Here is a 13,760-nt window from a genome sequence, read left to right as displayed (position 1 = left end):
GGCCGTGCCGCCTCAGAGCCAGCCGTTGGCGCGCGCGGTGCGGGCCGCCTCGATGCGGTTGCGGGTGGCGGTCTTGCCGATGGCCGCGGACAGGTAGTTGCGCACGGTGCTCTCGGACAGGTGCAGCGCGGCGGCCATGTCGGCGACCGTGGCGCCGTCCACGGCGGCGACCAGCACCTCGCGCTCCCGGTCGGTGAGCGGGTTCGGGCCGGCCGCGAGGGCGGCGGCGGCCAGCGTCGGGTCGATCACCCGCTCGCCGGCCAGCACCCGTCGGACGGCCACCGCCAGCTCCTGCACCGGCCCGTCCTTGACCAGGAAGCCATGGGCGCCGGCCTCCATGGCCCGGCGCAGGTAGCCGGGGCGGCCGAAGGTGGTCAGGATCAGCACCCGGCAGGACGGTAACTGGTCGCGCAGCGCGGCGGCCGTGTCGAGGCCACTGCCGTCGGGCATCTCGATGTCCAGCAGCGCCACGTCGGGGCGTACCCGAAGAGCCTCGCGCGTGGCCTGCGCCCCGGTCGCGGCCTCGGCCACGACGTCGATGTCGGGTTCGAGGTTCAACAGCAGGGCCAGCGCGCCGCGCATCATGCCCTGGTCCTCGGCGAGCAGGAGCCGGATCACGACGCCCACCGTCCGGTGGGGGCGTGGGGGAGTCGGGCGGTGAGCAGCAGGCCGCCGTCGCGCGCCGGGCCGACGTGCAGCGTCCCGCCGGCCTGCGCCAACCGTTCGGTGAGGCCACGCAGGCCGTTGCCGTACCGCGGCCGGCCACCCACCCCGTCGTCGCGAATGGTCAGCACCGCCTCGTCGGTGTCGGCGGTGACCTCGATGTCGCACCGCGACGCCCGGCTGTGCCGCACGACGTTCGTCACCCCTTCCCGCAGCACCCAACCGAACGCGTCGTCGGCCTCCACCCCGAGCTGCCGGTCACCGCCCCTGACGCTGACGGTGATCCCGACGTCGCCCAGGACCGTACGGACGCCGTCGAGTTCCCGGGCGAAGCTGCGTTCCCGGTAGCCGGTGACCGCCTCGCGCACCTCGGCGAGCGCCGTACGACCGATCCGCTCGATGTCCGTCGCCTCGGCGACGACCCGCCGCGGATCGGTCGGGGCGAGCCGGCGCACCACCTCCGCCTTGACCACCACCAGCGACAGCGTATGGCCCAGCAGGTCGTGCAGGTCCCGCGCGAAACGCAGCCGCTCCTGCTCCACCGCCGTGCGGGCCAGCTCCCGTTGGGTACGCCGCAGCTCCTCCACCAGCCGGGCCGTGCGGGCGAATGCCAACGTCAGCGTGCCCCCGAGCACGGTGATCAGCGCCATCTGGGCGGTCTCGGTGGCCGGCAGCCGATGCGCCGCACCGATGAGCACGATGGCGGCGACCGATCCGCCGACCCACCCGAACCCCCAGGCCGGACGCACGAAGGCGACCGCGCCGGCCGTGGCGACGTACAGGAACAGGACCAGCCAGCCCTCCGGCCCGCCGGCGTACGCGGCGGCAAGCCCGACCGCGAGCAGCGCGAACACCACGAGCCCGCCGTGGTGCACGGCCGGTCGGACGGTCAGGTCGGCCACGGGTACGGCCACCAGGGCCAGGTAGAACAGCGCGAAGACGACCAGCCCCACCGCCGCCGGCAGGGCGGGGCGCACCTGCCCGTGTGCGATCGCGGCGGCGGGCGTCAGCAGCAGCCAGAGCCAGAGAGTGTGCGCGGCGACGAGCACGAACCCTTGCCTCCGGCGGGGAGCAGCCGTACCGGACGACATGGTGGACACCGTATCGGGGGTCACCGGTGAATGGTGGACCGCCGGTACGCCCACGCCGCCAGGGCCGTGAACGCCACCGTCCACCCGGCGAGCACGGCGAGTCCCGACGGGGTGGGCGTCAGCCCGGCGGCCGAGCGCCAGCCGAGTTCCGCGAACCGGTACGTCGGCAGGGCGTGTGCCAGCTGACGCAGCACGGCGGGGAAGTAGGCGACGGGCACCAGCAGGCCGCCCAGCACCGACAGGCCGAGGAAGGCGAGGAAGTTGACCGGCTGGGCGAGCTGCGGGCTGAGGCCGTACCCGATGGCGAGCCCGAGCAGCGCGAACGGCACCGTGCCGACCCACATCAGCAGCAGCAGCGCGACCCACCGCGCGGCCCCCAGCTCGACGTGGTGCGCGAGGCGTCCGGCGCAGCCGACGGCGACCACCGACGGCACCCCGCTGAGCGTGCAGACGAGGGCCTTCGCGGTCACCGCCCGCCAGGCGGGCAGCGGGGTGACGCGGAGCTGGCGCAGCCAGCCCGACGCCCGCTCCTGCGAGACCGCGGACCCGACCGAGAGCACGCCCGCCACCGCGCCGTAGCCGGCCAGGCCGACCATGAGGGCCACCGCCGCGTCGACGCCCTCCACCCGGTCGCCGTCCGGACCAACCCCGGAGAAGATGAGGTACGTGACCACCGGCGCGAGGACGGTGAACAGCAGCAGCCGTGGGTCGCGGGCCAGTCGGCGCAGTTCGAATCGCAGGTACGCGCGCATGTCAGTGCTCCGTCGGTGTCGCGGTGCGGGTCGTCGGTGTCGCGGTGAGGGCGAGGAAGGCGGCGTCCAGGGCGGCGGTGGTGACCTCCAGGCCCTGGAAGCCACGCGTGCCGGCCAGGGCGAGGACGGTGGCGTCGGCGTCGTCGGTGGTGAGCGCGACCCGGCCGCCCCGGACCTGCACCGACCGGACCCCGGGAAGCGCGTCGAGGCCGTCGACCGGACCGCCGTCGAGGTCGAAGGAGACGGTACGGCCGCCGGCCAGCGCGCGGATCTGGGCGGGCGGCCCGTCGGCCACGACCCGCCCCGCGGCGAGTACCACGACCCGGTCGGCGAACTCGTCCGCCTCGTGCAGGTGGTGGGTGCTGAACAGGACGGTGTGCCCGTCGGCGGTGTACCGGTCGATGGCCGCCCAGAACGCCTGCCGGGCGGCGACGTCCAGCGCGGCGGTGGGTTCGTCGAGGACCAGCAGGTCCGGGTCGCCGGCCAGCGCGAACGCGAACCGGGCGCGCTGCGCCTCGCCGCCGGAGAGTTTGTCGAGGCGGCGGCCGGCACGCTCGGTCAGCCCGGCCAGCGCCAGCACCTGGTCGGTGGCCATCGTTCGCGGGTAGAGCGCCCGAGCCAGGTCGACGACCTCGCGGACGGTCGCGCTGGACGCCCAGCCGGCGTCCTGGAGCATCGCGCCCACCTGTCCCGCCCGGACCGCCTCGGCCGGCGGCCGACCGAACACGGTGGCGGTGCCGCTGTCCGGTCGGTCCAGACCCAGCATGATCGAGATCGTGGTGGACTTGCCGGCGCCGTTGGGCCCGAGCAGGGCGACCGTGCTGCCCCGCGCGATGGTCAGGTCGAGCCCGTCGACAGCTCGGACGGGACCGAACCGCCGGGTGAGGCCGTCGAGGCGTACGGCTGTGTCATCCATGCCTGTCACGCTATTCAGGCGCGCGGGGCGCGGGCAGAGTCACCGGTACGCGGTCGGCCAGGACATTTGTCCCGGGCGCGAACCGGTGCGTGCTCACCGGGCCAGCCGGGCCTGGGCGACTGACGTTCGACACGAGCGGCCGAGGCCACCTGTCGGTGAGCCTGATGCCGGTGAGTCATCTAGATGACTCACCGGCATCAAGCTCATCAGGGTACGGCCGGGGAGCCGGCCAACCATTGTGGACGCTATGCTGCGGGCTCCGCGGGGGGAGAGGTGGTCGACCATGACGCAGTCGGAGCCCGGAGTGAACCTCCAGACCGACAGACCGAACGCGGCGCGCATGTTCGACTACTACCTCGGCGGCAAGGACAACTTCGCCGCCGACCGGGCCGCCGCCGAGATGGTGTTGCAGGTCGCGCCGTGGATGCCCGAGGCGGCTCGGCAGGGCCGCGACCTGATCGCCCGTACGGTCCGCCACCTCGTCGAGGAGAAGGGCGTGCGGCAGATCCTGGATCTCGGTTCGGGGCTGCCGACCCGGGACAACGTGCACGAGATCGCCCACCGCATCGACCCGGCCGTACGCGTCGTCTACGTCGACAACGACCCCGTGGTCTGCGCCCACGGGCGTGCCCTGCTCGCCGACGCGGCGACGGTGTCGGTGGTGCAGGCCGACCTGGGTCGACCCGCCGAGGTGCTCGGCCACCCGGAGGTCGCCGCCGCCATCGACTTCGACAGCCCGGTCGCGGTCCTCATGATGTTCGTGCTGCACCTCGTGCCCGACGAGCAGGCCCCGCAGCGCATCGTGGCGGCCTACCGCGACGCGCTCGCCCCCGGCAGCTACCTCGCGCTGTCCCACGCCAGCACCGACGTGCACCCCGACCTGATGGCCCGCATCTCGGCGATCTACGCCCGCGCGAACACCCCGTTCGTGCCCCGCAGCCACGTCGACGTCAGCGGGTTCTTCGGCGACTTCGTCCTCGAGCCGCCCGGCCTGGTCAACATGTGGCCGTACCCCGAGCCGCCGGCCACCGTCGACGCGGACGTCGCCCGCACCGGCTACAGCGGCGTGGCCCGCAAACCGTAAGCGCCCGCCCCGACATCAGCCGGGGCGGGCGCTTGGCCGGTGCCGCGAACCGGTCAGGCGACCACCGACCGCAGTGGCACTCCGGCGGCGCGCAGCGCGCGTACCAGATCGTTCGTGAAGGGGTGTTCGTCGGCCTGGAGGCCCCGCGGGTTGGGGATCACGACGTACGCCGAGGTGTCCTTCGCGGTCGTGCGCGCGTCGGTGGTGAAGCGTTCGACGACGGCCCGCGCTCGGGGCAGGTCGGCCGCCGCGACCTCGATGGTGATCGGCCGCCAGCCGCCGCCCAGGTCCGCCGCGACCGGCGCGGCGGCGGCGCTGGCCCGCGCCGCGTCCCCGCCCGGCGCGCGTCGGGCGTCGGGCGCGCCCGGCGGGTAGAGCAGCGCGTTCGCCACCAGGTGCAGACCATTTTCGTTGTACGCCCGAAAGAGCGGGTTGAACGCGAACAGCACCGCCCGACCGGCGCCGGTGGGTTCGTCGACAACGGCGGCCGTGCCCTTGAGGATGTCCGCGCCGACGGTGTAGCCGTTGGCCCAGAACGTGTCTCCGCTCGGGTAGCTGAGCACGTTCGTCCCGGTGCTGCTCGGGGTGAGGATCGGGTCGCTGTTGTTGAACTCGAAGTCCTCGGCGGGACGGCCCAGGGCGACCGGGTTGTCGGTGTCGACGTCGACCCGCAGGTGTGAGCCGATCACCAGGTAGTCGACCGGTCTGGTCTTCTCCGTGGTGGAGGTGAGGCCGGCGGCGCGGGCCAGCCGGGTGCCCTCGTTGCGCAGCCCGAGGTAGGTGTGGCCCTGGGCGATCCAGTCGCGCAGGTTGGCCTGGCCGGCGGCGGTCAGACCGCCGGTGGGGCTGCTGCCGTCGGGGACCAGCAGCACGGTACGTCCGGTGAACGCCTCGGTGTTGTCGTTGATGTCGGCCGTGGTGACCGGCTTCAGGTCGAGTCCCCACCGCTTGCCGAGCACGTAGCGGGCCTCGCCGTGCGAGCCGGACGTGGTGGAGACGCCGGTGCCCTGGAACAGCCCGACGTCGGGCAGGGCGAGTGGGGTGCCGGTGGGGCGTCCGCCCGGTGCGAGGGTGACCCCGGCGGCCTTCGCCAGGTCGTCGACCGTACGGCTCACCCTGCTCGCCGGGACGGCGACGGTGTTGGTCGCCAGGTCACGGGTCAGCGGCATGCCCCGGCCGAGCAGGGTGAAGGTGAGTTCGGCGGCGGCGGCGGAGTCCAGCGGGTACGTGTAGGAGCCCCACGGCCACGCCAGCCCGCTCCGGCCGCCGGTGATGCCCCGCACCAACTGGGCCTTCGGCCGGACGTTGTCGACCGTGTAGATGGTGGAGACACCCATCAGCAGCGGGTTGCTCCAGGACGACACGTCGTAGAAGTACGGGAACGGGACGTACGGATCCTCGCCCATGATGGCCTGAATCCAGTGCTTCTGCGGCTGGTCCATGGGGATCCAGTACGCGCCCTTGGGCACCGTGACGTTTGTGGCGCTGCGGCCCCCGAAGACGCGGGCGGTGGGCACCCGGGTGGGCTTCTGCACCTCGTACACCTCGACGTCCATTCGGCGCAGCCGCTCGACGAGCCGGCGGACGTCGGCGAGCTGCCGGTCGGGCAACAGGAAGTACGAGCGGATCGTCACGTCGGGCACCGGGAACTGGACCTCGTTGGTGGGCTGCACCACCTCGTTCGGTTCGAGGGTGCCCGCCCGGCCCTGGGCCAGCGCGTCGGTCCAGATGTCGAAGTAGCCGTCCAACACCGCACGCTTGTTGGCGGCGGCCCAGCCGAGCGTCGACCACTGGGTGTGGAACTGCTGCTGCACCCGGTCGGCGACGGCCGAGGCGCTGCCCTTCTCGTACGTCATGCCGGCCGCCCCGAAACCGGTGGTCGGCACGGTGTCGCCGTAGCCCATGAAGAACATGTCGTACGTGTCGTAGTTGAAGTAGCACTCGGTGGTGACGGTGTCGTCGCAGGCGCCGTTGTAACCGAAGCCGGCCTTGTTGGCCTCGCCGATCCGGTTGATCCAGTCCACGGCCTCACCGGCGATCTCGTGGTGGATCGGGTCGGCGTTGGGCGGGAAGAAGTACTGCCGGCCGCCCATCTCGTGCGCGTCCACGTACACCTGCGGCGGATAGCGGCGCAGCAGTTCGAGCTTGCCGTCGGTCTCCTGCTGGGTGCGGGAGAACCAGTCCCGGTTCAGGTCGAAGCCGAACTCGTTCTGCCGCCGGGTCGCGTCGCGGCCGTCCGGGTTCTGCGTCGGCACGATGACGGTGACCAGGTTGTCGTTGCGCCGGGCGACCTCGCAGGACAGGCCGGCGGCCAGCTCGTACAGGGTCTTGAGGGCCGCGTCGGTGCCGCTCTTCTCGCCGCCGTGCACGTTCGCGGTGATCCAGACGATGGCCGGGCTGTCCTTCGCCGTACGGGCGGCCGTCCGCGCGCTCGTCCGGCGGGGATCACGCAGGTCGCGTACGTCGTCGGCGATCTTGCGCAGCGCGGACGGGCGCACGTTGCGCTCGTTGGACACCACCGCGTACGGCAGGGGCTGCCCGAGGACGCTGGCCGCCAGCACTCCGGTGACGACCCGCTCGGAGGCGCGGTCGACGGCCCCCAGGTAGGTACGGACCTCGTCGTTGGTCACGACCCGTTCCTGGCCGAGGCCGAGGGGGAAGCCGAGCGTCGCCTCCGGGGTCGGGACGGTACCCAGCCGGGCGGTCGGATCGCTGCTGCACGTCGACGGTGGGGCGGCGCTCGCCGGTGCGGTGCCGCCGAGCAGGGGAGTCGTGCCGAGCAGGAGCGTGATCGCGGCGGCACCCGCCAACCGCCTCGGAGGGACCGTCCAGAACGGACGCGACGATGGGGCCATGTCTCGGGTTCCCTTCTTGGGGGAAAGCCTCGCAGTGGCCGGAGCCTATGGACGGGCCGACACGACGGTCAAGGCCTGATCGACTTCGGTGAGTGCGTGGGATGCCGGGTCGGGGACCGGCTGGCAGGATGGTGGTGTGACTCAGCGTCGTCCTGGAGGAGGCAGAACGTGCCGGAGACGATCACCATCGCGGTTCGTCCGGATCGTCCGTCTGTCGATGTCCAGCGCTCGCTCGCGTCCTGGCTGCGCGCCGACGACCGGCTGCGCGACGGGGTGACCACGACACCGCCGACCGATGAGACGTCAACGGACGGCACGGACGTGCTGCGGGTGGCGATCGGCAACGCCGGCACTGTCATGGTGCTGGTCCAGGCGGTCGCCAGTTGGTTGACCCACCGCCGCGAGGACGTGACGGTGCACCTCGTTCTACCCGGCGGATCGTCGGCCGAGTTGGACGTCCGCCGGGCGCGGGACATGGACCAGGTGACGGCGCTCATCGAGGCCGCGGTGCGCGCGGTGGCCCCGGAGTAGGGCCGACCCCCTGATCACTTGATGCGGAGCAGTTCGGGAACCGGTACTGGCAACTGCTGGTCATCAAGTGATCAAGGGAGCCGCGCGGGGTTACCGGGTGGTTAGGCCGAGGCCGATCGTTTTGGTGAGGGTGGCGCTGTCGTCGTCGCCGTCGAGCGACCAGACCATCGCCCCGCCCAGGCCGGCCCGTCGGATGTAGAGCGTCTTCTGCAACACGACGGCCGGGTCGTCGTACGTCCAGAGGGTCGTACCGTCGAACAGCCAGGCGTGCCCGGCGCGCAGGTCGCGGTGCACGGTGTAGCCGTTTCCGGCCAGGTTCTTGAGGTTCTTGTAGTCCTCGTACCCGGCCTCGAAGGCGGCCGGCGCGGGCCCGGCGGCCGGCTGGAACAGGCCGTTGCCGCCGCCGGTGACGCCGGTCCAGCCGCGACCGTAGTAGGGGATGCCGAGGACCAGCTTGTGCCGTGGCGCGCCACGGGCGATCCACCCGTCGACGGCCACCTCGACGGAGAAGTCCGGGTTGTCGGGCGAGCCCGTGGGCACGCGCAGCGCCGACTGCTGGTTGGCGCGGGCCTCCCAGCCGCCGTGGAAGTCGTACCCCTGCACGGTGGCGAAGTCCAGGTACGTGAAGATCTTGCGGCCCTCGTAGCCGGCGTCCATCGTGGCCGGGTTGGCCGGCAGGAAGGCCGTCAGCGGGTGGTGCGAGCGGGTGGTGCGACCGTACGCGTCGAGCTGCCGGCGGAACTCGGCGAGCAGCTTGGTGAAGTTCTCCCGGTCCTCGGGGCGGATGACGTTGCCGGGCTCACCGTCCCAGTTGGGCCACTCCCAGTCGAGGTCGACGCCGTCGAAGACGCCCGCTCCGGCGCCCGGCGCGCCCGGGAGGTTGCCCTTGAGGTACAGGTCGATGCAGGAGGCGACGAACGCCTTGCGGGAGGCGTCCGTGCGGGCGGCGTTGGAGAAGTACGTCGACCAGCTCCACCCGCCCAGCGAGATCAGCACCTTGAGCTGGGGGTGCTTGGCCTTCAGTTTGGCGAGCTGGTGGAAGTTGCCGTTGAGGGCCTGGCCGGGGGCGTCGGCGACGCCGTCGACACTCTCCTCGGCGGGCACCGGCCGCTGGTAGTCGGCCCAGGCGTCGCCCTCGCCCGGCCCGCCGTCCAGATAGCAGCGGCCGTCCTCGCTGATGTTGCCGAACGCGTAGTTGACGTGGGTGAGGCGGCTCGCCGCCCCGGACGTGTCGAGCTTCTTGACCGGGAAGGCCCGGCCGTAGATGCCCCACTGGGTGAAGTAGCCGACGCGGTGGTAGCCGGGCTGGCGGTCGGGCTTGGCGGTGGCGCTCGCGGCGGCGGGCGGGGCGGCGGTGATCAGCAGGGCCGCCAGGGCGACGACGGCGGTGAGGCGGCGGTGGCGCAATGGACGCATCGGCACTCCCACGACTTATCAAACAGAATTAGTAAAGACACTTATCTGATTGATGAAGTTAAGCCGATCACGCTCTGCGGTCAAGAGCAGCCCGTCCGCCACCGCCGCCCCGGTCGGTCAACCGACCTGGCTGTTGTCCTTCATCGACCCCCAGCCGTGCCACCGGTCGACCTCGATCAGGGCGCTGACCCGGCCCCGATCACGCCGGGGATAGGGATTGCCCATGTAGTGCCGGGCCAACCGGTCAATGTCCGTGAAGTCCTCGTCGGGGCGTAGCTCGGCGACGTGCCCGACGATGCTCACGTGGGTGTACCAGCCGGCCTCGTCCAACACGGTGAGCGAGACCCGGGGATCGTTGCGGACGTGCTCCAGGCGGCGGCGGCTCTCGTCCATGTTCACCAGGATCCGGCCGTCCTCCCACAGGTACCAGGTCGCGGCGGACACCGGCTGACCACCATTGCGAAGCGTGGTCATGACAGCCGGGTTCGGCTTCTTGAGCATCTCGACCGCGGCCTCGGGAAGCGGTGGCTTGGACATGTGTCTCCTCCTCGCGTGGAACAGCTACCCCTGCACCGTACGCACCGACGGCCGGTGGTCGGGCGACATGCCGGCTGGTTCGGCGCGGCGGGGGATCCGAGGGCTCAGCGCAGTTCCTGGATGCGGACCATGTTCCCGGCGGGGTCCCGGAAGGCGCAGTCCCGCACGCCGTACGGCTGCTCCGTCGGCTCCTGGACGACCTCCACGTCACCGGACTGCACCTTCTCGAAGGTGCCGTCCAGGTCCCGGGTCGCCAGCAGGATCCACCCGTACGTGCCCTTGGCCATCATCTCCGCGATGGTGCGCCGCTCGTCCTCGGTGATCCCCGGATCGGCGGCCGGGGGCGCCAACAGGATGGACGTGCCGGGCTGCCCGACGGGGCCGACGGTGATCCACCGCATCGTGCCCGTTCCGACGTCGTTGCGGACCTCGAAGCCGAGGGCGTCGCGGTAGAAGGCCACCGAGGCGTCCGGGTCGACGTGCGGGAGAATGGTCGTGTGAATGGTGATGTCCATGCTGGTCATGCTAGGGAGGGCCACCAGCGGTGACTTCTCGATTCCTGATCGGTGCGGCGGGTGGTCGCCGGTACGCACCCGCGTGCGGGCCACCGGAACGGGCCGGTAAGGATGGCTCCATGAGCGATCCCGTACTCCCCGCACGTGTCGTCGTCACCGGCGCCACCGGCAAGCTCGGCCGCGCCGTGGTCGCCCACCTGCGCGGCGTCGGCGTCGACGTGCTCGCGGTGGACCGTGCGGGCGGGCGCGACCCCCGCGACGTCGACGGCGAGTTCCTCCTCGTCGACCTGACCGACTACGGGCAGGTCGTCGAGGCGTTCACCGGGGGCGCGGACGAGCACGCCGGTGGCATCGAGGCGGTCGTGCACCTGGCCGCCGTTCCGGCGCCCGGGCTGATGTCGAACGCGGTCACGTTCGCGAACAACTCGGCCGCGACGTACAACGTCTTCGCCGCCGCCCGGGCGGCCGGCATCAGGCGGGTGGTGTGGGCGTCGAGCGAGACGGTGCTCGGCCTGCCGTTCGACACCCCACCGCCGTACGCGCCGGTCGACGAGGAGTACGCGCCCCGGCCGGAGTCGACGTACTCGCTGAACAAGGCCCTTGAGGAGGAGATGGCGCGGCACTTCTGCCGGTGGGACCCGGAGCTGGTCATGGTGGGTCTGCGCTTCTCCAACGTGATGGACGTCGAGGACTACGCGCCGTTCCCGTCGTTCGACGCCGACCCGCGGGCGCGGCGGTGGAACCTGTGGGGCTACATCGACTCCCGTGACGGCGCCCAGGCGGTGGAACGGGCCCTCGCGTACGACCGGCCGGGCGCGGACGTCTTCATCATCGCCAACGCCGACACCGTCATGACCCGCTCCAGCGCCAGCCTGCTGGCCGAGGTCTACCCGGGCGTCGAGATCCGTAAGGAGCTGGGCGAGCACGAGACCCTGCTCAGCATCGACAAGGCGCGGCGGGTCCTGGGCTACGAGCCCCGGCACTCGTGGCGCGACCACGTCGAGCCCGCTGCCGGCGATCCGGCCTGACGAGCGGGCGTACCGGGATAAAGTTCCCTAAACCGGTACGAGGGGGTGCGGCCATGCTGACGCGCACCTGGATGCGCGGGCTGGCCGACAGCACGAGCCCGCGTTCGGCGACCGTCCTGGAGCTGTTGTTCGACATCGTCTACGTCTTCGCGCTCGCCCGCCTCGCCGGGCGGGTCGCGGACGACCTGACCATCGTCCGGCACACCCTGCTGTCCGAGGCGGGGCAGACGCTGCTGTTCTTCACGGCCATGTGGATGATCTGGTCGCTGAACGCGCTGGTGGCCAGCACCTACGACCCGCGCCGGGTGGACCTGCAGGTCCTCCTGCTCGCCACCATGTTCGGCACGCTGGTGCTGGCGGTCTCGCTGCCGCAGGCGTTCGGTCAGCGAGGCATGATCTTCGCCTGCACGTACGTCGTCATCCAGCTCGGCAGGCCGCTCTACCTGGTGTTTGCCCTCCGGGGTCATCCGGCGCAGATGTTCTCGTACCGGGTGCTGACCTGGCACGCGGTCTCCGGCGCGCTCTGGATCGGTGGCGGCCTCGACGGCGGCCTCGGTCGCGGTGTCTTCTGGACGCTCGCGCTCGGCATCGAACTGGTCGGTGCGGCCTTCAACTGGCCCGTGCCGCGCATCGGCCGCGCGCCGATCGCCAGCCTGGTCTCGGTGTCCGAGGTGCACCTCGCGGAGCGGTACAACCAGTTCTTCATGATCGCGCTGGCCGAGGTGGTGCTCGAAGCCGGCGCCGCCGTCAGCTTCCCGGGCTTCTCGACCGAGCGGACCATCGTCCTGGTGTCCGCGTTCGTCGCCACGGTCTCGTTCTGGCGGATCTACTTCTACCACGTGGGGCCGGGCCAGCAGGCCAGCGGCAGCGCCGGCGGGGAAGGACTCCAACTGTCGCGACTGGCGAGCTACAGCCTGCTGTTCATCGTCGGTGGCATCATCTGCACCGCCGTCGGTTTCGGGCAGGTCATCGAGGATCCGCATCCGCCCATCGACTGGGCGCTGGTGGCCATCATCTTCGGTGGTCCGGTGCTGTTCCTGATCGGCCGCAGCTTCCTGGAGCGCCGGTACCAGTCCGCGCCGCGCTGCCAGATGTTGTTTGTCGGCGCTGCGGTGCTGGCGGTGGCGGCCCTGCCCAGCGTCCTGCTCCCGCCGGTCGCCGTGACCGGCCTGGCGGCGCTGATCCTGGCCGGGATCGCCGTCGCCGACGGGCACGCCCACCGACGCGGCGCGCAGACCAATCCGACGCTGTGAGCCGGGGTGTTGAACGCCGACGGCGCCTCCCGTATGGTGGCGGCACGCCGTCGAGCCGAGAGGAGGTCAGAACAATGTCCGATGTTCTGCGCCCCCTCCGCGCACCGGCGTCCGCGCGGATCTGACCCGGGGCGTTCGCTTTCCGGAGGTCCGCCATGACCAGTCTGCTCATCCGCCCGCTCGTCGCGGGCGAGGAAAATCTGTTCGACTCCATGACCGATCCGCTGCCCCAACTGCGGCAGATCCCGTACGCCGACGGCATCGCCGGCGGCGGCTACCGACCCGAGACCACCTGGATCGCCCTGCGCGACGGCCGGGTCGTCGGCCGGGCCGCCTGGCTCCTCCCGCCCGGGGCCGTCGGCGCCCCCTGGCTGGAGCGGTTCGACCTGGCCGCCGAGCCGGAGGTGGGGGCCGCGCTGCTGCGCGCCGCCCACGAGGCGCTGGGAGGTCCCGGTAGCTACTACGCGGCGCTGCCGGCGCACTGGCGGCGTCGACCCGAGGTGCTGGCCGTGGTCAGCGCGCCGATGGAGGCGGCCCGGCTCGCCGGCCTGGTCGAGGTGGGTGAGCGGCTGCGCTGCTCGTGGACGGGCACGCCGCTGCCGGCGACCTCCGGCCGCTACACCTTCCGGCCACCCGTCGACGTGGCGGAGATCAACGCCCTGGTCGCCCGGATCGCCGAGCCCGACGTCCTGACCGGCAGGGAGATCGCGAGTGCCGTCGCCGGAGTTGACCTGGCCACCGATCCGGTGGCCTGGCTGGGGGAGTCGCCCGACGACTGGCGGGTCGGCGTGGCGGACGGGCGGCCGGTGGGGCTGGTCGGCACGGCCGGCGACGCCTGCTATCCACTCCTGGCGTACCTCGGCCTGTTCGACGACGCGGCGCGCGGTGAGCTGCTGACCGAGGCGGTCCGGGTGCTCGCCGCCGGTGGCGCGCGGGAGGTGATCGCCGACGTGGACGCCCACCGCGTCGCGGTGCTCGCGGAGCTGGAACGCACCGGATTCCGGCAGCTCCGCGCCCGGGTGCTGTTCGAACCGCCTGCCTCGCCAGGCGGGACGGCGTAGTCCCTGCAGGGTGCGCCCCGGGTCACCGGGGCGCGCCCCCGCGGCCGTGCCGACGTCA

General features: G+C 72.0%; 13 protein-coding genes. 5 read left to right on the top strand and 8 right to left on the bottom strand.

Annotated elements, in window-relative coordinates; translation table 11 throughout:
- Window positions 1-12 precede the first annotated feature (12 nt).
- Genes ACQP03_RS19790 through ACQP03_RS19775 form a run of 4 tightly spaced genes read right to left on the bottom strand, consistent with a single transcriptional unit; the run spans window position 13 to window position 3,422 of the window.
- Window positions 13-618, bottom strand: a complete 606-nt coding sequence (locus ACQP03_RS19790; protein WP_357133009.1) for a response regulator transcription factor — start codon at window positions 616-618, stop codon at window positions 13-15.
- Complete coding sequence (locus tag ACQP03_RS19785; protein WP_433457880.1) at window positions 615-1,778, bottom strand: sensor histidine kinase; 1,164 nt, start codon at window positions 1,776-1,778, stop codon at window positions 615-617. The genes ACQP03_RS19790 and ACQP03_RS19785 overlap by 4 nt, the downstream gene beginning before the upstream one ends.
- Complete coding sequence (locus ACQP03_RS19780; protein WP_357133013.1) at window positions 1,775-2,506, bottom strand: ABC transporter permease; 732 nt, start codon at window positions 2,504-2,506, stop codon at window positions 1,775-1,777. The genes ACQP03_RS19785 and ACQP03_RS19780 overlap by 4 nt, the downstream gene beginning before the upstream one ends.
- A 1-nt stretch (window position 2,507) precedes the next feature.
- Window positions 2,508-3,422 (bottom strand): ABC transporter ATP-binding protein, encoded by a 915-nt coding sequence (locus ACQP03_RS19775; RefSeq protein WP_357133015.1) that lies wholly within the window; start codon window positions 3,420-3,422, stop codon window positions 2,508-2,510.
- A gap of 283 nt (window positions 3,423-3,705) precedes the next feature.
- Here ACQP03_RS19775 and ACQP03_RS19770 point away from each other — a divergent pair, with 283 nt between their 5' ends.
- Window positions 3,706-4,506: an SAM-dependent methyltransferase gene (locus tag ACQP03_RS19770; protein ID WP_357133018.1), complete on the top strand. Its 801-nt coding sequence runs from the start codon at window positions 3,706-3,708 to the stop codon at window positions 4,504-4,506.
- Between the two features lie 53 nt (window positions 4,507-4,559).
- On the opposite strand, the gene ACQP03_RS19765 is transcribed toward ACQP03_RS19770, so the two are convergent.
- Window positions 4,560-7,361 (bottom strand): M14 family zinc carboxypeptidase, encoded by a 2,802-nt coding sequence (locus tag ACQP03_RS19765; RefSeq protein WP_357392655.1) that lies wholly within the window; start codon window positions 7,359-7,361, stop codon window positions 4,560-4,562.
- A gap of 168 nt (window positions 7,362-7,529) precedes the next feature.
- On the opposite strand from ACQP03_RS19765, the gene ACQP03_RS19760 reads away from it, so the two are divergent.
- Window positions 7,530-7,892, top strand: coding sequence for an effector-associated constant component EACC1 (locus ACQP03_RS19760; RefSeq protein WP_357133022.1), 363 nt, complete (start codon window positions 7,530-7,532; stop codon window positions 7,890-7,892).
- A gap of 90 nt (window positions 7,893-7,982) precedes the next feature.
- On the opposite strand, the gene ACQP03_RS19755 is transcribed toward ACQP03_RS19760, so the two are convergent.
- The 3 genes from ACQP03_RS19755 to ACQP03_RS19745 form a co-directional block, all read right to left on the bottom strand.
- Window positions 7,983-9,308 (bottom strand): glycoside hydrolase family 18 protein, encoded by a 1,326-nt coding sequence (locus ACQP03_RS19755; RefSeq protein WP_357392656.1) that lies wholly within the window; start codon window positions 9,306-9,308, stop codon window positions 7,983-7,985.
- A gap of 117 nt (window positions 9,309-9,425) precedes the next feature.
- Complete coding sequence (locus tag ACQP03_RS19750) at window positions 9,426-9,845, bottom strand: PPOX class F420-dependent oxidoreductase (protein WP_433457876.1); 420 nt, start codon at window positions 9,843-9,845, stop codon at window positions 9,426-9,428.
- 104 nt (window positions 9,846-9,949) lie between these two features.
- Window positions 9,950-10,360, bottom strand: coding sequence for a VOC family protein (locus ACQP03_RS19745; protein WP_357392657.1), 411 nt, complete (start codon window positions 10,358-10,360; stop codon window positions 9,950-9,952).
- Between the two features lie 119 nt (window positions 10,361-10,479).
- Between ACQP03_RS19745 and ACQP03_RS19740 the strand changes: the two genes are divergently transcribed.
- The 3 genes from ACQP03_RS19740 to ACQP03_RS19730 all read left to right on the top strand — a co-directional run bounded on the left by ACQP03_RS19740 (window position 10,480) and on the right by ACQP03_RS19730 (window position 13,702).
- A complete protein-coding gene (locus ACQP03_RS19740) occupies window positions 10,480-11,388 on the top strand; it encodes an NAD-dependent epimerase/dehydratase family protein (RefSeq protein WP_357133030.1) in 909 nt (302 codons plus the stop codon).
- Between the two features lie 53 nt (window positions 11,389-11,441).
- The gene (locus ACQP03_RS19735) at window positions 11,442-12,641 is read left to right on the top strand and encodes a low temperature requirement protein A (protein WP_357133032.1); all 1,200 of its coding nucleotides are present in this window, start codon (window positions 11,442-11,444) and stop codon (window positions 12,639-12,641) included.
- 155 nt (window positions 12,642-12,796) lie between these two features.
- Window positions 12,797-13,702 carry an acetyltransferase gene (locus ACQP03_RS19730; RefSeq protein WP_357133034.1) on the top strand — a complete coding sequence of 302 codons (906 nt, stop codon included), beginning with the start codon at window positions 12,797-12,799 and terminating at the stop codon, window positions 13,700-13,702.
- Window positions 13,703-13,760: the final 58 nt, after the last annotated feature.

It is taken from the genome of Micromonospora sp. CA-248212 (genome assembly GCF_050948405.1).
In the GTDB taxonomy this organism is placed as follows: domain Bacteria; phylum Actinomycetota; class Actinomycetes; order Mycobacteriales; family Micromonosporaceae; genus Micromonospora.
Note: the sequence above shows the minus strand (reverse complement) of the source record. Positions and strands in the feature narration are given on the sequence as shown.

Bases quoted from the DNA above. Each gene is read 5' to 3' on its own strand.
- ACQP03_RS19765 (WP_357392655.1), bottom strand. From the start codon at position 7,361: ATGGCCCCATCGTCGCGTCCGTTCTGGACGGTCCCTCCGAGGCGGTTG.
- ACQP03_RS19770 (WP_357133018.1), top strand. From the start codon at position 3,706: ATGACGCAGTCGGAGCCCGGAGTGAACCTCCAGACCGACAGACCGAAC.
- ACQP03_RS19755 (WP_357392656.1), bottom strand. From the start codon at position 9,308: ATGCGTCCATTGCGCCACCGCCGCCTCACCGCCGTCGTCGCCCTGGCG.
- ACQP03_RS19775 (WP_357133015.1), bottom strand. From the start codon at position 3,422: ATGGATGACACAGCCGTACGCCTCGACGGCCTCACCCGGCGGTTCGGT.
- ACQP03_RS19780 (WP_357133013.1), bottom strand. From the start codon at position 2,506: ATGCGCGCGTACCTGCGATTCGAACTGCGCCGACTGGCCCGCGACCCA.
- ACQP03_RS19735 (WP_357133032.1), top strand. From the start codon at position 11,442: ATGCTGACGCGCACCTGGATGCGCGGGCTGGCCGACAGCACGAGCCCG.
- ACQP03_RS19740 (WP_357133030.1), top strand. From the start codon at position 10,480: ATGAGCGATCCCGTACTCCCCGCACGTGTCGTCGTCACCGGCGCCACC.
- ACQP03_RS19750 (WP_433457876.1), bottom strand. From the start codon at position 9,845: ATGTCCAAGCCACCGCTTCCCGAGGCCGCGGTCGAGATGCTCAAGAAG.
- ACQP03_RS19745 (WP_357392657.1), bottom strand. From the start codon at position 10,360: ATGGACATCACCATTCACACGACCATTCTCCCGCACGTCGACCCGGAC.
- ACQP03_RS19730 (WP_357133034.1), top strand. From the start codon at position 12,797: ATGACCAGTCTGCTCATCCGCCCGCTCGTCGCGGGCGAGGAAAATCTG.